We start from the raw sequence: 20711 nt of genomic DNA, 5'->3' as shown, positions 1-20711 counted from the left end.
CTCCTTAAGATTATTTGCTGTCTTTACCGACATGCAGAATGGCGAGGAACGCTTCCTGCGGCAGTTCGACGTTACCGATCTGCTTCATGCGCTTTTTACCCTCTTTCTGTTTTTGCAGCAGCTTTTTCTTACGGCTGATATCGCCACCGTAGCATTTCGCCAGAACGTTTTTACGCAGCTGCTTAACCGTTGAACGCGCGATGATGTGCGTACCAATGGCCGCCTGGATCGCGATATCAAACTGCTGGCGAGGGATCAGATCTTTCATCTTCTCAACCAGTTCACGGCCACGGCTCTGGGAGTTGTCGCGGTGGGTAATCAGCGCCAGCGCATCGACACGTTCGTTGTTGATAAGGACATCAACACGCACCATGTCAGACGCCTGGAAGCGTTTGAAGTTATAGTCCAGCGACGCGTAGCCGCGAGAGGTCGACTTCAGACGGTCAAAGAAATCGAGTACGACTTCCGCCATCGGAATCTCATACGTCAGCGCCACCTGGTTACCGTGGTAAACCATATTAGTCTGGACGCCACGCTTCTCGATACACAGGGTGATGACATTGCCAAGGTAAGCCTGCGGCAGCAGCATGTGACACTCAGCGATCGGCTCACGCAGTTCGTAGATGTTGTTCAGCGGCGGCAGCTTGGACGGGCTATCGACGTAGATAGTCTCTTTCGCCGTGGTTTCAACTTCGTAGACTACGGTCGGCGCGGTGGTGATCAGATCCAGATCGTATTCACGCTCCAGACGTTCCTGAATGATCTCCATGTGCAGCAGACCAAGGAAGCCACAACGGAAGCCGAAGCCTAGCGCGGTAGAGCTTTCCGGCTCGTAGAACAGGGAGGCGTCGTTCAGGCTCAGCTTGCCAAGCGCGTCACGGAAGTTTTCATAGTCGTCAGAGCTCACCGGGAACAGACCAGCGTAAACCTGCGGCTTCACTTTTTTAAAGCCTGGCAGCGGTTTGTCTGCCGGGTTACGCGCCTGCGTCAGGGTATCACCAACCGGTGCGCCGAGGATGTCTTTAATCGCACAAACCAACCAACCTACCTCGCCGCATTTCAGCTCGGTACGGTCAACTTGTTTTGGCGTGAAGATACCCAGACGGTCGGCGTTATAGACCTGACCGGTGCTCATCACTTTAATTTTATCGCCTTTACGCATGGTGCCGTTTTTAATACGCACCAGTGACACCACGCCAAGGTAGTTATCGAACCAGGAGTCGATAATCAGCGCCTGTAAGGGGCCTTCCGGATCGCCTTCCGGCGGCGGAATGTCGCGTACCAGACGTTCAAGAACGTCAGTGACGCCAACGCCGGTTTTCGCCGAGCAGCGAACGGCATCCGTCGCATCAATACCGACGATATCTTCGATCTCTTCCGCTACGCGTTCAGGATCGGCGGCTGGCAGGTCAATTTTGTTCAGTACCGGTACTACTTCCAGATCCATTTCCATGGCGGTATAGCAGTTAGCCAGGGTCTGCGCTTCAACGCCCTGTCCGGCATCAACCACCAGCAATGCGCCTTCACAGGCAGCAAGCGAGCGGGAAACTTCATACGAGAAGTCAACGTGGCCCGGGGTGTCGATAAAGTTAAGCTGATAGGTTTCACCATCAGATGCTTTGAAATCGAGCGTCACGCTCTGCGCTTTGATAGTAATACCGCGCTCACGCTCAAGATCCATCGAGTCGAGAACCTGCGCTTCCATTTCACGGTCAGACAGGCCACCGCAGATCTGGATAATACGGTCAGACAGCGTCGATTTACCGTGGTCGATGTGAGCTATGATTGAAAAGTTACGTATGTTCTTCATATAGTGTAATTATTGTGCCTTACGCCCGCCGGAGCAGGCTCTGAGAAGTCGCTGATCTGAGCTTAACGTCTGTTTAAGTGAAACGCCGCATTCTACACTACAACGCTGAGGCGAGGAAACGTTCATAGAGCAAGGATAGCGGGAACTGGAAACAACCTTGCAAAGTCGGTGAAACTTTTGCCGGATGGCGTCATAAACGCCTTATCCGGCCTACGCTTGCATCTGAGCACGCTGTAGACCTGATAAGCGCAACGCCATCAGGCAAAGATATCACTGCTGGGTTTCGACGCGAATAAGATCTGGTGGGAGAGCAACGTTCAGAATGACCGGCTGCCAGGCTTCGCGTTCAGCAAGCTTACGAGAGTATCCACGAGCAATCAGGAATCCGCCCACGCCCCCCAGCACTGCGCCGCTTAATGCGGCAAGATCGGAACCAAACAGCACCTGGAACAGCGCCGCTAAAAGAAACAGTCCTGCCAACGGAGACATGTAGACCAGCATCGCCGATCCCAGCAGGCTACCTTCGGCAATGCCCAGTTCAACTTTTTGACCAGGGGTCAAGGGTTCGTCGCAGGGCACCACGATGGTGTGTGTGGTCTGTGGCCCCAGTTTGTTCAGCACGCGGCTCCCGCATCCGGCCCGGGAAGCACAGCTGCTACATGATGCTTTAACATCGCAGCTGACCGTCGCCAGACCATTTTGCCAGGAGACGACCGTCGCCCACTCTTTAATCATTGTGCTGCCCTGAACTTGATATTGTCCGCGATACGCTTCGCCGTTTGCGGTGGAAGCTCGCCCACAATCGTAATCTCCGCGTTATCACGCACGCTGGTGCTGACCGTTCTGCGGCCAGTACGCAGCAGTTGATCGGCACTGTTCTGCGTCGCACGGTTTACGTTCACGGAGAAACTAAACAGGCCATCAGAATAAAGGCGTGATTCAATCGGCATGTTATCCATCGTCGGCAGCGGACGTCGACTGCTTGAGACCTCACTGAAACCTTGTGGCAACCACGACGGACTCCAGTTGAAGTTGGTTTTCTCGCCCGCAGGAACAGACAGCAACGGTGGTAAATTCGCTTTTGCTAGTGTCTGCATGCTGTCGCTAACACCGTTATTCACGGTAAAGGAGATCACACGGAACTGTTCCAGCGTTTCGCCATCACGATCGAGGAGATCGACACGCATCGGCAGTTTGGTCTCCGTGTCCATCCAAACGATATAGCTGTAACGGGTGCCGTCACGCGCCACAACGCGGATCACTTCACAGAGGCGATCGGCAATACGGGTGCGGCCTACTGAGATAAAATCATAGTAGGGAGCAAGGCGTTTGAAATCGGTGTAAATCAGGGATGGCAGAGAGTCAACGATATAATCGCCATTCAGCGTAAACGGTTCGAGGCCAGGCTCAAAATAGCTAATTTCGTTGCCGCGTTGCACCACTTCCCGGCGTGGTCCATCCATTTGTAATAGTTGCGCGAGTGGACGGTTATCCTGGCGGGCATGACGATAACGTAGGGATTCAACACCCTGCTTATTGATGCTGACAAATGACAGCTCATAGGTTAGCGACTGGCTGGCCAGATTCATCTGCTGCAACAACGCCCCGGACGCAGGATTGGCCGAGGCGTTTACAGAGAAGAACAGGCTACCAGCCACAAGTGACATGGCAAACCAAAGTTGCTTCATTACTGCGATTGCGTTCCTAAAGTTTGAATTCCTGGCACCTGAACAGCGGCTTGCTGTGTTTGCGCCTGCTCAAACTGAAGCTGTTCAGAGTGCAGTCGACGTTGCAATTCGTAATCCTGCAACATGGCATTAATACGACGACGCTGCTCCTGTACCTGCTGTTGTTGACCGCCGCTGGCCGTCGCGTCAGAAGGTACACCCAAGCTAACCGGACTGGCTTTACCCATCATCGGTAATGTATTAAACACCGGCGTTTCGGGCTGCTGGGACGTTTCAGATTGCCCATTATAGTGCTGGACGCCAACGATAACTGCAAGTGATACGCACGCGGCCACACCCATTTGGGTAAGCTGCGCGGCCCACGGACGCATTTTCTTCCAGAATGGCATTTTCTGCCACTGGTGCGGTGCTGGCTGGGCCTCAGGAATCAATGGCGCCGTCTGACGTACTGGCTCATCCTGGATGGCGGCCATTACGCGGGCGGAAATATCGAAATGGAGAACGTCGGCGGTATCACCTCGCATGGAATCGCGAATCAGGTGATAACTCTCCCAGGTTTTTTGCATTTCCGGGTCGTGAGTTAGCTCTTTGAGTAACTCAGTATCCAGCGTTTCGCCATCCATTAAAGCGGAAAGTTTCTCTTTCTGCATGCCTAATACCTTTTCCAGTATCCCGCTATCGTCAACGCCTGATAAGCGGTTGAACTTTATTATCAATAGCTTCCCTCGCTCGGAAGATACGTGAACGCACCGTACCTACCGGACAATCCATGATAGCGGCTATCTCTTCATAGCTCAGGCCATCCAGCTCCCGCAAGGTTATTGCCATGCGTAAATCTTCCGGGAGGGACTCAATAGTTCGGAAAACTATCTGTCTCAGCTCTTCTGACAACATTAAGTTCTCAGGGTTCGAAATTTCTTTCAGCGCACCGCCACTTTCGTAATTTTCTGCTTCAATTGCATCAATGTCACTGGAAGGTGGACGACGCCCCTGAGCGACCAGGTAATTCTTCGCTGTATTGACTGCAATACGATACAGCCAGGTATAAAAAGCACTATCTCCCCGGAACGAGTCCAGCGCACGATAGGCTTTGATAAATGCTTCTTGTACTACATCGGGTACATCACCCGACGGTACATAGCGAGAAACCAGACTCGCCACCTTATGCTGATAGCGCACTACCAGTAGGTTAAAGGCTTTCTGATCTCCCTTCTGGACCCGTTCTACCAGGACCTGGTCCGTTAACTGCTCGCTCATCCGAGGTAAAGTCTCCCCAAACCAAATTTCCACGCGCTTTCGAAACGCCACTCCATCAGCTTCACTATGAGCAAGCAAATGCTTAGAGTGCTCAAGTTTCGTAAAGTTCCGTTACGCATTGTTTTTTGTTTGTCATGTTGTAGACAGGTCTTATCTCTCATTATAAGTCTACATAACCCGATCAACGCACTATCTGTACAGAAATGCCCATTTCACCGCTTGCAGAGTAACCCAATGGGCACTTTATTTCATCACATAATCTGATGCTAACGGCCTGCTTCACAAAATATTTTTGCCTATTTCGTCCTCGTCATGCTTTTCTTTCATGTTTAGTCATTGCAACACATTTAAAAATAAAACGTGCAGTATCGCGCAATGTGGTGCTATGGTGACCAAACACTGTTTAGTAAATTAAACAAACATCATGAATACGACTCCTGAATTATCCTGTGACGTGCTGATCATTGGCAGCGGGGCTGCCGGACTCTCACTGGCGCTGCGCCTGGCTGAAAAACATCAGGTTATTGTCCTGAGCAAAGGGCCGGTCAGCGAAGGCTCGACATTTTATGCCCAGGGGGGTATTGCCGCGGTTTTCGATGAAACCGACAGTATCGACTCCCACGTTGAAGATACGCTGATTGCCGGGGCCGGGCTGTGCGATCGCCATGCGGTTGAATTTGTCGCCAGCAATGCCCGCACCTGCGTTCAATGGCTTATCGATCAGGGCGTCTTATTCGATACACAGGTTCAGCCTAACGGCGAAGAGAGCTATCACCTGACCCGTGAAGGCGGTCACAGCCATCGACGCATCCTGCACGCTGCGGATGCTACCGGCAAAGAAGTCGAAACCACCCTCGTCAGCCAGGCACAAAATCACCCCAATATCCGGGTTCTTGAGCGTAGCAACGCCGTCGACCTGATTGTCTCCGATAAAATCGGTCTGCCGGGAACGCGTCGGGTTGTCGGCGCATGGATCTGGAATCGTAATAAAGAAGCCGTCGAAACCTGCCATGCGAAGTCGGTAGTGTTGGCCACCGGCGGCGCATCAAAGGTGTATCAATACACCACCAATCCGGATATTTCCTCGGGTGACGGGATTGCAATGGCCTGGCGCGCAGGATGCCGCGTCGCCAACCTGGAGTTTAACCAGTTTCACCCGACTGCGCTGTATCATCCGCAGGCGCGCAATTTTCTGCTGACCGAAGCGCTGCGCGGCGAAGGCGCGCACCTGAAGCGCCCGGACGGTTCACGCTTTATGCCCGATTTTGACGAACGTGGCGAACTGGCTCCCCGCGATATTGTCGCCCGCGCCATTGATCATGAAATGAAGCGCCTTGGTGCAGATTGCATGTTCCTCGATATCAGCCATAAGCCGGAAGAATTTGTTCGTCAGCATTTCCCGATGATTTATGAAAAGTTGCTGGGACTGGGCATTGATTTAACCAAAGAGCCGGTTCCCATCGTGCCTGCCGCGCACTATACCTGCGGCGGTGTGATGGTGGATGACTTTGGCCGTACCGATGTCGACGGGCTGTATGCGATCGGCGAAGTGAGTTACACCGGCCTGCATGGCGCCAACCGGATGGCATCGAACTCATTGCTGGAGTGTCTGGTTTATGGCTGGTCCGCAGCTGAAGATATCGACAGGCGCATGCCTTATGCTCGCGGCGTTAGCACGCTCCCGGGCTGGGATGAAAGCCGGGTAGAAAATCCGGATGAGTTGGTTGTTATCCAGCATAACTGGCATGAGTTGCGGCTGTTTATGTGGGATTACGTCGGTATTGTGCGTACGACCAAGCGCCTGGAGCGCGCTCTGCGCCGTATCACCATGCTGCAACAGGAAATCGACGAGTATTACGCCCATTTCCGCGTGTCGAACAATTTGCTGGAACTGCGTAACCTGGTGCAAGTTGCGGAGCTGATTGTCCGCTGCGCAATGATGCGCAAAGAGAGTCGGGGCCTGCACTACACGCTGGATTACCCAGAACAGCTTCCTGAGTCGGGCCCGTCTATTCTCTCACCGCTAAGTCATCACATAAACAGGTAAAACGCCTGGGTCAGCGCCGTATAACCTTCAGAGTAACGTTGGTCTGGCCCACGAATCACCAGCCTGTCGCTAAAGCACTCCCCGGCCTGCGGGGAGAATGCCAGCAACACCCGATGCGGTAGCCGGGCTTCCGTTTCTGCTACATCCGTACGTAATCGCAGATGCCAGCCCATACTTAATGCCTGCTGGGTAAACGCGTTCCCAATCTGTTCCGGCAGCACTACACAAAAAAATCCTTCTTCCGTAATGCTGTCCGCCGCCAGCGTAAGCAACGCCTGGTGATCGAGCGAGGTGGTATAACGCGCTTGCTCACGCTGCGGTGTAGCGCATTCCACGCCCTGTTCATAATAGGGAGGATTGCTGATTATCAAATCAAAACGCACGGTCTGACGCGGTACCCACTGTTGCGCATCTTCTGTATGAACACTCACGCGATGCATCCACGGAGATTGTGCGATGTTCTCCTGCGCCTGCTGCGCGGCGTCGACATCAAGCTCCACGGCGTCAATGATGACGTTTTCATCAGTGCGCTGGGCCAGCATCAGCGCCAACAGGCCGCTCCCGGTACCAATATCCAGGATCCTTTTTACGCCCGCAACGGGGGCCCAGGCTCCCAATAAAATGCCGTCTGTTCCGACTTTCATTGCACAGCGATCGTGTGCCACAAAAAACTGCTTAAAAGTAAATCCATTACGTCTCAGTACGGATGTAGACTGGGGCATGAAGAACAACCTTCCTGGAAAAAAAACGATAACATAGGATAAAAACAATACCTGAGAAGGTATATCCATACAAACAGATGAAGATTGCAGCCGTAACGTCTATAATCAGCGCCCCACTCAGAGGTAGAACATGACTGTAACGACTTTTTCCGAACTTGAACTCGATGAAAGCCTTCTGGATGCCCTCCAGGAAAAAGGTTTCACTCGCCCGACCGCCATTCAGGCTGCCGCCATTCCGCCTGCGCTCGATGGCCGTGATGTACTCGGTTCTGCGCCGACAGGCACCGGTAAAACGGCGGCATATTTGCTGCCAGCGTTGCAGCACCTGCTCGACTTCCCGCGCAAGAAATCTGGTCCGCCACGCATTTTAATCCTGACACCAACGCGCGAACTGGCGATGCAGGTTGCCGAACACGCCCGTGAGCTGGCGAAGAATACGCATCTGGATATCGCTACGATTACCGGCGGCGTGGCTTATATGAACCACATGGAAGTCTTTAGCGAAAACCAGGACATCGTGGTCGCCACCACGGGTCGTCTGCTGCAATACATTAAAGAAGAAAACTTCGACTGCCATGCGGTTGAAACGCTAATTCTCGATGAAGCAGACCGTATGCTGGACATGGGCTTTGCCCAGGACATCGAGCATATCGCCGGTGAAACACGCTGGCGTAAGCAAACCATGCTGTTTTCCGCCACGCTGGAAGGCGATGCGATTAAGGATTTTGCCGAGCGTCTGTTGGAAGACCCGGTCGAAGTCTCAGCGGATCCGTCCACCCGTGAACGCAAGAAGATCCATCAGTTTTACTACCGTGCCGATGACATCGAGCACAAAACTGCCATGCTGATTCACCTGTTAAAACAGCCAGAGGCGACCCGCTCAATTGTTTTCGTACGCAAACGCGAGCGTGTGCACGAACTGGCAGGCTGGCTGCGCCAGGCTGGCATTAATAACTGCTATCTCGAAGGCGAGATGGTGCAGAACAAACGTAACGAAGCGATCAAACGCCTGACCGATGGCCGCGTGAACGTGCTGGTAGCAACCGACGTCGCCGCTCGCGGGATTGATATTCCGGACGTCAGCCACGTGTTTAACTTCGACATGCCGCGCAGTGGCGATGCCTATCTGCACCGTATTGGCCGTACCGGTCGTGCTGGCCGTAAAGGCACTGCGATCTCTTTGGTTGAAGCGCACGACCACCTGCTGCTCGGCAAAGCGAGCCGCTATATTGACGAACCGCTGAAAGCTCGCGTCATTGACGAACTGCGTCCAACCACGCGCGCGCCAAGTGAGAAATCTAACGGTAAGCCATCCAAGAAAGTGCTGGCGAAGCGCGCTGAGAAAAAGGCGAAAGAGAAAGAGAAGCCGCGGGTGAAAAAACGTCACCGTGACGCCAAAAATATCGGCAAACGTCGTAAGCCGAGCGGAGCTGCTACCCAGCAGTCCGACAAAGAGTAAACCGAATGCCGGGCCATTTAGCCCGGCATTTTTTCACGTGATGCAAAACTCTCTTCAATACACTCAAGAAACACCCGCATCGCCGGGCTAACGACTTTTCCGGTATGATAACCACACAATGCCGTAATTAACTCAGGTTGTTCACTGAACGGTAATTCAATCAACTCCCCTGAACGTAACTCCTTCTCGACGGCAAAATGCGGCAAAAAGCTGATCCCAAGATTTGCCGATACGCACTGCTTAATGCTTTCAATGCTCCATAACTCAATGGTATTTTCCAGCGTAATCTGTCGTTTACGCAGTAGCCCCTCGAAGCGTTGTCTGAAAATACATTGCGGCTCATTAATGATAAAACTGCAGGGAATGTGCTGGTTATGCTGAGTAAAATCAACGTGCTGAAGCAGTGGCGAAGCAACTAATGCCAGTGACTGATCGCCAAGCGGTATCAACTCCAGAGCATCGTCATTACCCACCCGATAAAACACCCCCAGATCAACATCATCACTGAGCAACGCATCGCGAATGACATAACAATTGAGCGACTGTAAAGACAACCGCACATGAGGCGCACGTTGTTTAAATCGCTGTAAAACCTGCGGCATTTTATACGCCAGCAGCGTTTCGCCTGTTGCGACACGTAGATCGCCGCTCGGCTGCGCATCCTGATGTGCCGACTGTCGAATCGATGCCATCACGCGCGTCAGGTCATGGATATGCGGCATCAGCCGTTTTCCCTCACTGGTGAGACACATCCGGCGACCAATTTTTTCAAACAACTGCACCGACAGCTCTTGCTCAAGCTGTTGAATATGAAAGGTAACCGTTGATTGCGTACAGCACAGTTTTTGTGATGCCCGCAGAAATGAGCCCTCTTCCACCACCGTTTTTAGCGTAATAAACCGACGTAAATCCATCCGCACCAACCCATCGAAAATATCGAATTCAGAATGCAAAAACATTCATTTTTTTTAATGTTTTGCCTCGGGTACTGTCTATCAAAACAGAGGAGATAACAAGTGACCCCCATGCTTTTAAGTGCATTCTGGACCTATACATTGATTACCGCGCTAACCCCCGGACCAAACAACATCCTTGCGCTCAGTGCCGCGACGTCACACGGTTTTCGTCAGAGTACACACGTACTGGCCGGAATGAGTCTGGGCTTTTTAATCGTCATGATGATGTGCGCCGGGATTTCATTTTCACTGGCGGTCATGGATCCAGCCATCATCCACTGGCTTAGTTGGGCTGGAGCCGCTTATATCCTGTGGCTGGCGCTGAAGATCGCTACCAGCCCGACCTCGAACGATAGATTGCAGTCAGAGCCGATTAGCTTCTGGGCAAGTTTTGGCTTGCAGTTTGTTAACGTGAAAATCATTTTGTACGGCATTACCGCGTTATCCACGTTTGTATTACCGTACACTCAGGACGCCCACTGGCTGATTGGGGTGAGTATTCTGTTAGCGCTGATAGGCACCTTCGGGAATGCCTGCTGGGCGCTGGCGGGCCATCTTTTTCAGCGCGTTTTTCGCCGTTACGGTCGACAGTTGAATATCATTCTGGCGCTGTTGTTGGTGTATTGCGCGGTGAGGATCTTTTACTAACAGATGCAAAAAAGCGGAAGACGCACTGGCATCTTCCGCTTTTTGATTCTCTGCTAAACGGGGTTATTCCCCGTGAGCCTTACAGGCTCTCAGTAAAGGTACGAGCAATAACGTCGCGCTGCTGTTCTGGGGTCAGAGAGTTGAAACGCACTGCATAACCAGAAACACGGATGGTCAGCTGCGGATATTTTTCCGGATGCTTAACTGCATCTTCCAGCGTTTCGCGACGCAGAACGTTCACGTTCAGGTGCTGACCACCTTCCACGCGGACTTCCGGCTGTACGTCTACCGGTACTTCACGGTATTCGATTTCGCCCAGTTTGCTGACTGCAACGACTTCATCAGCATTGAAACCTGCTTTCGCAACGATGCAGCGTGCTTCGCCTTTTTCGCTGTCCAGCAGCCAGAAAGAGTTCAGCAGGTCGTCGTTTGCAGCTTTAGTAATCTGGATACCTGTAATCATTTGATGCCTCCCCGGCAAAATTATTTGATCTCGGTTGGCCGTCATCCGGCCAATTGGTAAAACCATTGTTGCTTGAGTGTATATATACCCCTCACACACCCTTGAATCTTTGATTTAAATCAACAAAAACCACACATGAAAAGTGGTGATAGGTGGATTTTATTGTTTTACATCAACTTACGCCATATGCGCAGCTAAACTTTTTACATAAATTTTCAACTATCTTTAAGGAGTAGACCATTGAGAAACGTACAGAATTTTGCGACGCCGAAAGAAGCAGTTAAGCTAGGGGGATTGAAAATTCGCAGGAGAGCGAGATGGCCACCGAATTAACCTGGCACGATGTGCTGGCTGAAGAGAAACAGCAGCCTTATTTTGTTAACACACTGCATACTGTTGCCGGCGAGCGTCAGTCAGGAATGACAATTTATCCGCCGCAAAAAGATGTGTTTAACGCTTTTCGCTTTACCGAGCTTGGTGACGTGAAAGTTGTCATCCTGGGTCAGGATCCTTACCACGGTCCAGGCCAGGCACACGGTCTCGCGTTCTCTGTCCGCCCCGGCATTGCCACTCCACCCTCATTGCTGAACATGTACAAAGAGCTGGAGGCAACGATTCCAGGTTTCACGCGCCCAACACACGGATATCTGGAAAGCTGGGCACGTCAGGGGGTACTGTTACTCAACACCGTACTCACCGTCCGCGCCGGTCAGGCACATTCTCACGCCAGCCTTGGGTGGGAAACATTTACCGATAAAGTCATCAGTCTGATTAACCAACATCGGGAAGGCGTGGTTTTCCTGCTCTGGGGTTCTCACGCGCAGAAGAAAGGCGCGATTATTGATACGCAGCGTCACCATGTGTTGAAAGCGCCCCACCCATCACCGCTCTCTGCGCATCGCGGTTTCTTTGGCTGCAATCACTTTGTACTGGCGAATGAATGGCTGGAACAACGAGGTGAAAAGCCAATTGACTGGATGCCGATATTACCCGTAGAAAGCGAGTAAAAAAATGCCAGCGATTCGCTGGCATTTTATTATCAGGCTTTGTTCTGACGCCACCACTCCGCGAGCAGCACGCCTGTTGCCACAGAAACGTTGAGCGTTTCTACCTTGCCAGTGCCGTCAATCGCTATGCACAAATCGTCGGCTGAGCATGCTGCTTCTGGCAGAGCTTCACGCTCACGCCCTAATACCAGCACCATTTTTTCCGGCAGGGTGGTAGTAAACAGCGGTTTGCCTTTCCCGCTTGAGGTCATCACAACCGAGTAACCCGCCTGGCGGAAGTCGTCCAGCACATCAACAATGCTGTCGCCGGTAATCGGCTGAACGTGCTCAGCTCCGCCTTCAGCTGTACGGATGGCCGCACCTGATTCCAGCAGCGCCGCATCCTGAACCACTACGCCTTTCACACCGAAGTGCGCGCAGCTACGCATCATGCCGCCCAGGTTATGGGGGTTAGCGATATCTTCCAGTGCCAGCACGCAATCCTGCGCCCCTGCCTGACCAACCCATTGCTTAACGGTAGTACCGTTACGTTTTTTGATCAGGAAACAGACGCCGCCATGGTGTTCGGTGCCAGAGGCTTTCGCCAGCTCGGCTTCGTCAACCACGTGATAGGCTTTGCGGTTTGCCGCCATCCAGCGTAATGCTTCTTTAAAGCGCGGGGTTACGCTCTGAACAAACCAGGCGCGAACGATGGCGTCCGGGCGACTCTGGAACAGAGCCTGGCAGGCATTCTCACCGTAAACGCGGGTTTCTTCCGCGCGCTGACGGCGTAATACTTCAGGATCGATAAAGCTCTTACCGCTAATACCGCCGTGATCGGCTTTATCCGCTGCGTCATCATTCGGTGCGCGGGACACGGTACGCCACGGTGAATCTTCACGTCTGCGGTCACGTTCTACATCGCGGTCACGACCACGTTCACGACCGCGTTCGCTGTTCGGACCCTTTCGGTCATCACGGGCAGGGCGACGACCGCCTTCGGCTCGGGAAGTACCGGGGCGACCACCGCCTTTGCCAGTACGTGGATTTTGGGTGCGTTTATCCGAGTCATCGTCACTGCGGACGTACATCACTTTGACCTTGCCGTTTTTGTTCTTCAGTTCGTCGCTCATGTTTTTCTCCACCTGCTCTGCGCGAAGCGCGCAGATTACCCGATGTGCACGTCGTTAGCCATTATTTCATTTAAAAGCTAAGGACTATTGTACTCATTGAATAAAACGCATTGTTGTTTAGAACAGACTCCCCGATAATATGTAACATAATAGAAACATACTGGCGTTCCTGCCGTGAAGTCCACTCCACTCATCCAGAGGTTAGTTATGAATACCGTTTGTACCAGCTGCCAGGCTATCAACCGCATCCCTGACAATCGTGTCCAGGAAGCGGCTAAATGCGGACGCTGTGGTCACGACCTGTTTGATGGGGAGGTGATCAATGCGACCGGTGAGACACTGGATAAACTGTTAAAAGACGATCTCCCGGTGGTCGTTGACTTTTGGGCCCCCTGGTGTGGTCCATGTCGTAACTTCGCCCCGATTTTTGAAGATGTCGCGGAAGAGCGTAGCGGTAAAGTGCGTTTTGTTAAAGTGAATACGGAAGCCGAGCGAGAACTCAGCGCCCGTTTCGGTATCCGCAGCATTCCGACCATTATGATTTTCAAAAAAGGGGAAATCGTCGACATGCTTAACGGCGCTGTACCAAAAGCCCCGTTTGATAGCTGGCTTAACGAATCATTATAATCTCTACGGGGCGCATCTTGTGCCCCGTTTTCACCTCTGCGACAATAGCGTTTTTCAACGTGTTTACCCATGACCGATAACGCAGTTCTTCAGTTACGCGCTGAGCGCCTCGCGCGCGCCACGCGTCCTTTCCTTGCCCGAGGTAATCGCGTTTGCCGATGTCAGCGCTGCCTGCTGCCGCAGAAACTCTGCTTGTGCGCAACGCTGGCACCCTCTGAGGTAAAAAGTCGCTTTTGTCTGGTGATGTTTGATACCGAGCCGATGAAGCCCAGCAACACGGGGCGTTTGATTGCTGATATTCTGCCCGATACCACGGCTTTTCAGTGGTCACGCACCGAGCCGCCGCAGGCGCTGCTGGAACTGGTGAAAAATCCGGATTACCAGCCGATGGTTGTATTCCCGGCCTCCTATGCGGGTGAAGAGCGTGAAGTGATTTTCACGCCACCAGCCGGTAAGCCCCCATTGTTTATCATGCTCGACGGCACCTGGCCTGAGGCGCGTAAAATGTTCCGCAAAAGCCCGTACCTCGATAACCTGCCGGTGATCTCCGTTGATTTATCACGCCTTTCTGCTTACCACCTGCGTGGCGTTCACGCTGAAGGGCAATATTGCACTGCCGAAGTGGCCATCGCCTTGTTGGATCTGGCGGGAGATACGCAAGCCGCTGAAGGGTTAAGCGATCATTTCACTCGCTTTAAAACCCGCTACCTGGCAGGAAAAACTCAACATCAGGGAAGCGTCACAGCAGATTCATCAGAAAACGTTTAAAATCATTCGGTCACTGGTGTCATTAAGGAAGCCGATATGAGTCAGCGTGGCCTGGAAGCACTACTGCGACCGAAATCCATTGCGGTGATTGGGGCGTCAATGAAGCCTAATCGCGCGGGTTACCTGATGATGCGTAACCTGCTTGCCGGCGGTTTCAATGGACCTGTTTTACCGGTGACGCCCGCATGGAAAGCGGTGTTGGGCGTACTGGCGTGGCCCAATATCAACAGCCTGCCTTTTAGCCCGGATCTCGCTGTGTTGTGCACCAATGCCAGCCGTAACCTGGCGTTACTCGAAGCGCTTGGCGAGAAAGGCTGTAAAACCTGCATTATTCTCTCAGCTCCCGCGGCGCAGCACGCAGAGCTACTGGCCTGCGCATCACGCTACAACATACGTTTGCTGGGCCCCAACAGCCTGGGACTTCTCGCGCCCTGGCAAGGACTTAACGCCAGCTTTTCCCCCGTTCCGATTAAGCGCGGCAAGCTGGCTTTTATCTCTCAATCCGCCGCCGTATCCAACACCATTCTCGACTGGGCACAGCAGAGAGAAATGGGCTTTTCTTACTTTATCGCGCTGGGTGATAGCCTGGATATTGACGTTGATGAGCTGCTGGATTACCTGGCGCGCGACAGCAAAACCAGCGCGATATTGCTGTATCTCGAGCATTTAAGTGATGCCCGACGCTTTGTTTCCGCCGCCCGCAGCGCCTCGCGCAATAAACCTATTCTGGTGATTAAGAGCGGTCGTAGTCCAGCGGCGCAGCGTTTACTGCATACCAGCGCCGGGATGGACCCCGCGTGGGACGCCGCTATTCAGCGCGCCGGTTTACTACGCGTACAAGACACCCACGAGCTGTTCTCGGCGGTCGAAACCCTGAGCCACATGCGCCCGCTGCGTGGCGACAGGCTGATGATCATCAGCAATGGGGCCGCGCCTGCCGCACTGGCATTAGATGAACTGTGGTCAAAAAATGGCAAGTTGGCGACGTTGAGTGAAGACACCTGCCAGAAATTACGCGATGCCTTGCCTGAACATGTTGATATCGCCAACCCGCTGGATCTGCGTGATGACGCCAGCAGCGAACACTACGTTAAGACGCTGGATATTTTGCTCGCCAGCCAGGATTTCGACGCGTTGATGGTGATTCATTCCCCCAGCGCAGCCGCTCCCGGAACCGAAAGCGCACAGGCATTGATTGAAGCGGTAAAGCATCACCCCCGAGGAAAATTCGTCTCGTTACTGACCAACTGGTGCGGAGAGTTTTCCTCTCAGGAAGCCCGCAGACTGTTTAGTGAAGCCGGACTGCCCACCTACCGCACGCCGGAAGGTACCATCACCGCATTTATGCATATGGTGGAGTATCGGCGAAACCAGAAGCAGCTACGAGAAACGCCTGCGCTGCCTGACAGCCTGACCTCCAACACCGCCGAAGCGCATAATCTGTTACAGCGGGCGATTGCTGAAGGAGCCGCATCGCTTGATACCCACGAAGTGCAGCCGATTTTACAGGCTTATGGCTTACACACGCTGCCAACGTGGATCGCCAGCGACAGCGCGGAAGCAGTACACATCGCGGAGCAAATCGGCTACCCGGTGGCGCTCAAGCTGCGTTCTCCTGATATCCCGCATAAATCAGAAGTTCAGGGGGTGATGCTCTACCTGCGTACAGCCACTGAAGTGGAGCAGGCTGCCAATGCAATTTTCGATCGGGTAAAAATGGCCTGGCCGCAGGCACGCATTCACGGTTTATTAGTACAAAGTATGGCGAATCGCGCTGGTGCTCAGGAACTTCGCGTCGTCGTTGAACACGACCCGGTATTTGGCCCGTTGATTATGCTGGGTGAAGGTGGTGTTGAGTGGCGACCGGAAGATCAAGCCGTGGTGGCATTGCCGCCATTGAACATGAATCTGGCGCGTTATCTGGTGATCCAGGGGATCAAAAATAAAAAGATCCGCGCGCGCAGTGCACTGCGCCCTTTGGATATCGCCGGGTTGAGCCAGCTTCTGGTGCAGGTCTCCAACCTGATCGTCGACTGTCCGGAAATTCAGCGTCTGGATATTCATCCGCTGCTGGCCTCCGCCGGAGAATTTACCGCGCTGGACGTTACGCTGGATATTGCTCCTTTCACGGGCGATAACGAAAGCAGACTGGCTGTACGCCCCTACCCTCATCAGCTTGAAGAGTGGGTGGAGTTGAAGAACGGCGAGCGCTGTCTGTTCCGCCCCATTTTGCCGGAGGATGAACCTCATCTTCAGCAGTTCATTTCTCAGGTGACAAAAGAAGATCTTTATTATCGCTATTTCAGTGAGATCAACGAATTTACCCACGAAGATTTAGCCAATATGACGCAGATCGACTACGATCGGGAAATGGCCTTTGTTGCGGTGCGTTGTAAAGATAATCACGAAGAGATCCTCGGCGTAACGCGAGCGATCTCGGATCCTGATAACGTAGACGCTGAGTTTGCCGTACTGGTTCGTTCCGATCTCAAAGGGCTTGGACTGGGTCGCCGATTGATGGAAAAATTAATTGCCTATACTCGAGATCACGGACTTATACGTTTGAATGGTATTACGATGCCGAACAATCGTGGGATGGTCGCCCTGGCCCGAAAACTCGGGTTTGTTGTTGACGTCCAGCTCGAAGAGGGAATTGTTGGGCTAACGCTTAATCTGGCCCAATGTGAGGAATCGTGAGTAAGGTACTGGAAATGTTGACCACATTAATGGGTACTGGTGGTATCATTGCCCGCTTATGTCGTCTGCATAGCACAGAGGACCCTTCAATGAACAGAGAAGAAATGCACTGTGATGTTGTCAAAATTTAAGCGTAATAAACATCAACAACACCTTGCCCAACTACCCAAGATTTCTCAGTCAGTTGATGATGTAGATTTCTTTTATGCTCCCGCTAATTTCAGGGAGACTCTGCTGGAAAAAATAGCCAGCGCGACGCGACGGATCTGCATTATTGCGCTGTACCTGGAACAGGATGACGGTGGTAAAGGCATACTTGACGCTCTCTATGCGGCAAAACGGCAGCGTCCTGAACTGGATGTCCGGGTGCTTGTCGACTGGCACCGAGCCCAGCGCGGTCGTATTGGGGCTGCGGCATCCAATACCAATGCTGACTGGTATTGCCGAATGGCGCAAGAAAACCCTGGTATCGATATTCCTGTCTATGGCGTTCCGATTAACACCCGTGAAGCGCTTGGCGTCCTGCATTTCAAAGGCTTTATCATTGATGACAGCGTCCTGTACAGCGGGGCCAGTCTGAACGATGTTTACCTGCATCAGCATGATAAATATCGCTATGACCGTTATCAGTTGATTCGCAACGCGCAAATGGCCGATATCATGTTCGATTGGGTGACGCAAAACCTGATGAACGGTCGCGGCGTTAACCGTCTTGATGATATCAACCGCCCTAAAAGCCCAGAAATTAAAAACGACATCCGCCTGTACCGTCAGGAACTGCGCGATGCGTCATTCCATTTTCAGGGTGATGCTGATAACGAACAGCTTTCGGTTACGCCTCTGGTGGGTCTTGGGAAATCCAGTCTGTTAAATAAGACCATTTTCCATCTTATGCCCTGCGCGGAGCACAAGCTTACAATCTGTACCCCTTATTTCAACCTTCCCGCCATACTGGTGCGCAATATCATTCAACTGCTGCGTGAAGGGAAAAAGGTTGAAATCATTGTCGGTGATAAAACCGCCAACGACTTTTTCATCCCGGAAGATGAGCCATTCAAGATCATCGGTGCGCTGCCTTATCTGTATGAAATAAATCTGCGCCGTTTCCTGAGCAGATTGCAGTATTACGTGAATACCGACCAGTTGGTCGTGCGCTTATGGAAAGATGATGACAATACCTATCATCTGAAAGGTATGTGGGTTGATGATAAATGGATGCTACTCACCGGCAACAACCTTAACCCTCGCGCCTGGCGTCTGGATCTGGAAAACGCCATCCTTATCCACGATCCTAAGCAAGAGCTCACCCCTCAGCGCGATAAAGAGCTGGAGCTTATCCGTACGCATACTACCGTCGTTAAGCACTATCGCGACCTGCAAAGCATTGCTGACTATCCAGTCAAAGTGCGTAAACTCATCCGTCGACTGCGCCGTATTCGTATCGACAGATTAATTAGCCGTATTCTGTAATCAAGACCCCGTCCAGTGACGGGGTTTTTCATATGGAGGCAACGGTGCGCCTGTTCATTCTTATCAGTATCCTTGCCATTTCGGGCTGCAGCCATATGGCTAACGACCAGTGGAGCGGGCAAGACAAAGCTCAACACTTCATCGCCTCCGCCATGCTTGCCGCAGCCGGCAATGAATATGCCCAACATCAGGGTAACAGCCGCGATCGCAGTGCGGCTATCGGCCTGATGTTCTCAGTCAGCCTGGGTGCGTCAAAAGAGCTATGGGACAGCCGTCCCGCTGGGAGCGGCTGGAGCTGGAAGGACTTCGCCTGGGATGTTGCAGGCGCATCTACCGGCTATGCGGTCTGGCAACTGGCACATTACTAGAGGCGCAGACCTTTCCCCTTCCCATGCAGCATTAGCGATACTAAAAACGCAACGACTGCCAGCGCAGTGACGTACCAGAAGAATGTCGTTTCCATACCGACAGACTTCAGGGACAACGCGACATATTCGGCTGAACCGCCAAACAACGCATTGGCCACCGCATAAGATAATCCAACCCCCAGAGCGCGCACCTGCGCCGGGAACATTTCGGCCTTCAGAATACCGCTAATTGACGTATAGAAACTGACGATTAACAGAGCACACATCACCAGAGCAAACGCCATATACGGGGATGTTACGCTTTGCAATGCTGTCAGAATGGGAACAGTGAAAATCGCGGCCAACGCGCCAAAACACAGCATTGAAGTACGTCGGCCAATTTTATCAGACAAGGCGCCGAACAGCGGTTGTACTAGCATGAACACACACAGTGCCGCCGTCATAATCCCGCTGGCTACGTTGGCATGCATACCGGCTGTGTTAACCAGGTACTTCTGCATATAGGTTGTGAACGTGTAAAAACACAACGAACCCGCGGCGGTAAAACCAAGCACCATGACAAAAGCTTTGCGATTACGCCACAGACCTTTCAGAGAGCCCGCTTCTTTCAGCGCACGAACGTCCTGTTTCGAGGTTTCATCCAGTTGGCGACGCAGCCATAGCGCAACAATAGCCAGCACGGCGCCCAACGCAAATGGAATACGCCAACCCCATTCTCTGAGCGCTGAGTCTTCTAACGTGTGCTGTAATATGACCACAACCAGCAATGCCAGTAACTGTCCGCCGATTAACGTTACGTACTGGAATGAAGCATAAAAACCTTTCTTACCTTCAACGGCGACTTCACTCATATAGGTCGCGCTGGTTCCGTATTCACCACCGACAGATACCCCCTGGAATAGCCTGGCCAGCAGTAATAGCGCAGGCGCCCAGGTACCGATAGTTTCATATCCCGGTAGACAAGCGATCACCAACGATCCCATGCACATCATGCAAACGGACAGCAACATGGACTTTTTACGCCCGTGCTTATCTGCGATACGGCCAAACAGCCAGCCTCCAATTGGTCGCATCAAGAAGCCAGCGGCAAAAACGCCGGCGGTTTGTAAGAGTTGTGTGGTGGTATTTCCTGATGGAAAAAAGATATGAGCAAAATAAAGAGAGCAGAATGAATAGATATAGAAATCAAACCATTCGACCAGATTCCCTGATGATGCTCCGACAATCGCCCATATACGACGACGGGTATCGCCGTCTGACAGCGCCCCGTTCTCAGTTACACTACTATCAGCCATTAGAATTGTACCCCTGCCAACGATCGCGTGAATTTATCAATGATGGTTGTGTGTTTTTTAGTGAATAGAATGTTATATAATTGTTATATCTTATTGTGCGGTAAAGATCACGATTTTAATTAGCAGAGAAAGGATTCAGATATAGTCGAGGGAGAGATCCGTGTAGTAGATCGAGACAGTGTGCTTTTGTTGGTCGATTAAGGCTGTTACGTCGAATCCGGCAATGTACCGCCGCGTTGCCTGATGCGCTGCGCTTATCAGGCCTACAAAATACATTCAGCCCAGCCCCTGCAGGCCGGATAAGGCGGCACGCCGCA

At 52.4% G+C, this 20711-nt stretch carries 21 protein-coding genes; 9 read left to right on the top strand and 12 right to left on the bottom strand.

Annotation, left to right across the window (positions count from 1 at the left end):
• Nucleotides 1–10: 10 nt before the first annotated feature.
• From lepA to rseD, 6 genes are all read right to left on the bottom strand, one after another.
• Nucleotides 11–1810: a translation elongation factor 4 gene (lepA, locus tag OGX89_RS08860; protein ID WP_003037577.1), complete on the bottom strand. Its 1800-nt coding sequence runs from the start codon at nucleotides 1808–1810 to the stop codon at nucleotides 11–13.
• A gap of 270 nt (nucleotides 1811–2080) precedes the next feature.
• A complete protein-coding gene (rseC, locus tag OGX89_RS08855; RefSeq protein WP_003835332.1) occupies nucleotides 2081–2545 on the bottom strand; it encodes a SoxR-reducing system protein RseC in 465 nt (154 codons plus the stop codon).
• Complete coding sequence (rseB, locus tag OGX89_RS08850) at nucleotides 2542–3498, bottom strand: sigma-E factor regulatory protein RseB (protein ID WP_003835334.1); 957 nt, start codon at nucleotides 3496–3498, stop codon at nucleotides 2542–2544. The genes rseC and rseB overlap by 4 nt, the downstream gene beginning before the upstream one ends.
• Complete coding sequence (gene rseA / locus OGX89_RS08845) at nucleotides 3498–4148, bottom strand: anti-sigma-E factor RseA (RefSeq protein ID WP_008785497.1); 651 nt, start codon at nucleotides 4146–4148, stop codon at nucleotides 3498–3500. The genes rseB and rseA overlap by 1 nt, the downstream gene beginning before the upstream one ends.
• Before the next feature lie 31 nt (nucleotides 4149–4179).
• A complete protein-coding gene (gene rpoE / locus OGX89_RS08840; protein ID WP_003037573.1) occupies nucleotides 4180–4755 on the bottom strand; it encodes an RNA polymerase sigma factor RpoE in 576 nt (191 codons plus the stop codon).
• The gene (gene rseD / locus OGX89_RS08835; protein ID WP_122973798.1) at nucleotides 4752–4916 is read right to left on the bottom strand and encodes a rpoE leader peptide RseD; all 165 of its coding nucleotides are present in this window, start codon (nucleotides 4914–4916) and stop codon (nucleotides 4752–4754) included. Before rseD ends, rpoE begins: the two co-directional genes overlap by 4 nt.
• A gap of 263 nt (nucleotides 4917–5179) precedes the next feature.
• On the opposite strand from rseD, the gene nadB reads away from it, so the two are divergent.
• Nucleotides 5180–6802 (top strand): L-aspartate oxidase, encoded by a 1623-nt coding sequence (gene nadB / locus OGX89_RS08830; protein WP_063941920.1) that lies wholly within the window; start codon nucleotides 5180–5182, stop codon nucleotides 6800–6802.
• Here the strand turns inward: nadB and trmN are convergent.
• Nucleotides 6787–7524: a tRNA(1)(Val) (adenine(37)-N(6))-methyltransferase TrmN gene (trmN, locus tag OGX89_RS08825; RefSeq protein ID WP_125112748.1), complete on the bottom strand. Its 738-nt coding sequence runs from the start codon at nucleotides 7522–7524 to the stop codon at nucleotides 6787–6789. The two genes, nadB and trmN, sit on opposite strands and share 16 nt — an antisense overlap.
• Nucleotides 7525–7654: 130 nt before the next feature.
• Here trmN and srmB point away from each other — a divergent pair, with 130 nt between their 5' ends.
• A complete protein-coding gene (gene srmB, locus OGX89_RS08820) occupies nucleotides 7655–8983 on the top strand; it encodes an ATP-dependent RNA helicase SrmB (RefSeq protein ID WP_003835340.1) in 1329 nt (442 codons plus the stop codon).
• Nucleotides 8984–9000: 17 nt separating this feature from the next.
• On the opposite strand, the gene OGX89_RS08815 is transcribed toward srmB, so the two are convergent.
• The gene (locus OGX89_RS08815; protein WP_122973964.1) at nucleotides 9001–9897 is read right to left on the bottom strand and encodes a LysR family transcriptional regulator; all 897 of its coding nucleotides are present in this window, start codon (nucleotides 9895–9897) and stop codon (nucleotides 9001–9003) included.
• A gap of 102 nt (nucleotides 9898–9999) precedes the next feature.
• Between OGX89_RS08815 and eamB the strand changes: the two genes are divergently transcribed.
• The gene (gene eamB, locus OGX89_RS08810) at nucleotides 10000–10587 is read left to right on the top strand and encodes a cysteine/O-acetylserine transporter (protein WP_003835342.1); all 588 of its coding nucleotides are present in this window, start codon (nucleotides 10000–10002) and stop codon (nucleotides 10585–10587) included.
• A gap of 79 nt (nucleotides 10588–10666) precedes the next feature.
• Here eamB and grcA read toward each other — a convergent pair whose 3' ends face one another.
• Nucleotides 10667–11050 carry an autonomous glycyl radical cofactor GrcA gene (grcA, locus tag OGX89_RS08805; RefSeq protein ID WP_003037563.1) on the bottom strand — a complete coding sequence of 128 codons (384 nt, stop codon included), beginning with the start codon at nucleotides 11048–11050 and terminating at the stop codon, nucleotides 10667–10669.
• 317 nt (nucleotides 11051–11367) lie between these two features.
• Between grcA and ung the strand changes: the two genes are divergently transcribed.
• Nucleotides 11368–12057 (top strand): uracil-DNA glycosylase, encoded by a 690-nt coding sequence (ung, locus tag OGX89_RS08800; protein WP_003835344.1) that lies wholly within the window; start codon nucleotides 11368–11370, stop codon nucleotides 12055–12057.
• A 32-nt stretch (nucleotides 12058–12089) separates the two neighbouring features.
• Here ung and OGX89_RS08795 read toward each other — a convergent pair whose 3' ends face one another.
• Nucleotides 12090–13169, bottom strand: a complete 1080-nt coding sequence (locus tag OGX89_RS08795) for a tRNA/rRNA methyltransferase (protein WP_125112749.1) — start codon at nucleotides 13167–13169, stop codon at nucleotides 12090–12092.
• A gap of 207 nt (nucleotides 13170–13376) precedes the next feature.
• Here OGX89_RS08795 and trxC point away from each other — a divergent pair, with 207 nt between their 5' ends.
• The 5 genes from trxC (at nucleotide 13377) to OGX89_RS08765 (ending at nucleotide 19099) form a co-directional block, all read left to right on the top strand.
• Entirely contained in the window at nucleotides 13377–13796 is a 420-nt protein-coding gene (gene trxC, locus OGX89_RS08790; RefSeq protein ID WP_003835346.1) for a thioredoxin TrxC, read from the top strand.
• A 69-nt stretch (nucleotides 13797–13865) separates the two neighbouring features.
• Entirely contained in the window at nucleotides 13866–14564 is a 699-nt protein-coding gene (gene tapT / locus OGX89_RS08785) for a tRNA-uridine aminocarboxypropyltransferase (RefSeq protein WP_125112750.1), read from the top strand.
• A 36-nt stretch (nucleotides 14565–14600) separates the two neighbouring features.
• A complete protein-coding gene (locus tag OGX89_RS08780) occupies nucleotides 14601–17261 on the top strand; it encodes a bifunctional acetate--CoA ligase family protein/GNAT family N-acetyltransferase (RefSeq protein WP_125112751.1) in 2661 nt (886 codons plus the stop codon).
• Nucleotides 17262–17375: 114 nt separating this feature from the next.
• Nucleotides 17376–18731: a CDP-diacylglycerol--serine O-phosphatidyltransferase gene (gene pssA, locus OGX89_RS08770; protein ID WP_003835350.1), complete on the top strand. Its 1356-nt coding sequence runs from the start codon at nucleotides 17376–17378 to the stop codon at nucleotides 18729–18731.
• Between the two features lie 32 nt (nucleotides 18732–18763).
• Entirely contained in the window at nucleotides 18764–19099 is a 336-nt protein-coding gene (locus OGX89_RS08765) for a YfiM family lipoprotein (protein WP_208021691.1), read from the top strand.
• On the opposite strand, the gene OGX89_RS08760 is transcribed toward OGX89_RS08765, so the two are convergent.
• Together OGX89_RS08760 and OGX89_RS08755 are read right to left on the bottom strand one after the other, a co-directional pair.
• Complete coding sequence (locus OGX89_RS08760; protein WP_125112752.1) at nucleotides 19096–20394, bottom strand: MFS transporter; 1299 nt, start codon at nucleotides 20392–20394, stop codon at nucleotides 19096–19098. The two genes, OGX89_RS08765 and OGX89_RS08760, sit on opposite strands and share 4 nt — an antisense overlap.
• Before the next feature lie 135 nt (nucleotides 20395–20529).
• Nucleotides 20530–20670 carry a hypothetical protein gene (locus OGX89_RS08755; protein ID WP_164562528.1) on the bottom strand — a complete coding sequence of 47 codons (141 nt, stop codon included), beginning with the start codon at nucleotides 20668–20670 and terminating at the stop codon, nucleotides 20530–20532.
• Nucleotides 20671–20711: the final 41 nt, after the last annotated feature.

It is taken from the genome of Citrobacter sp. Cpo103, assembly GCF_030332605.1.
In the GTDB taxonomy this organism is placed as follows: Bacteria; Pseudomonadota; Gammaproteobacteria; order Enterobacterales; family Enterobacteriaceae; genus Citrobacter; species Citrobacter portucalensis.
The sequence above is the reverse complement of the archived record's forward strand: the minus strand, read 5'-3'. Positions and strand labels throughout refer to the sequence as shown.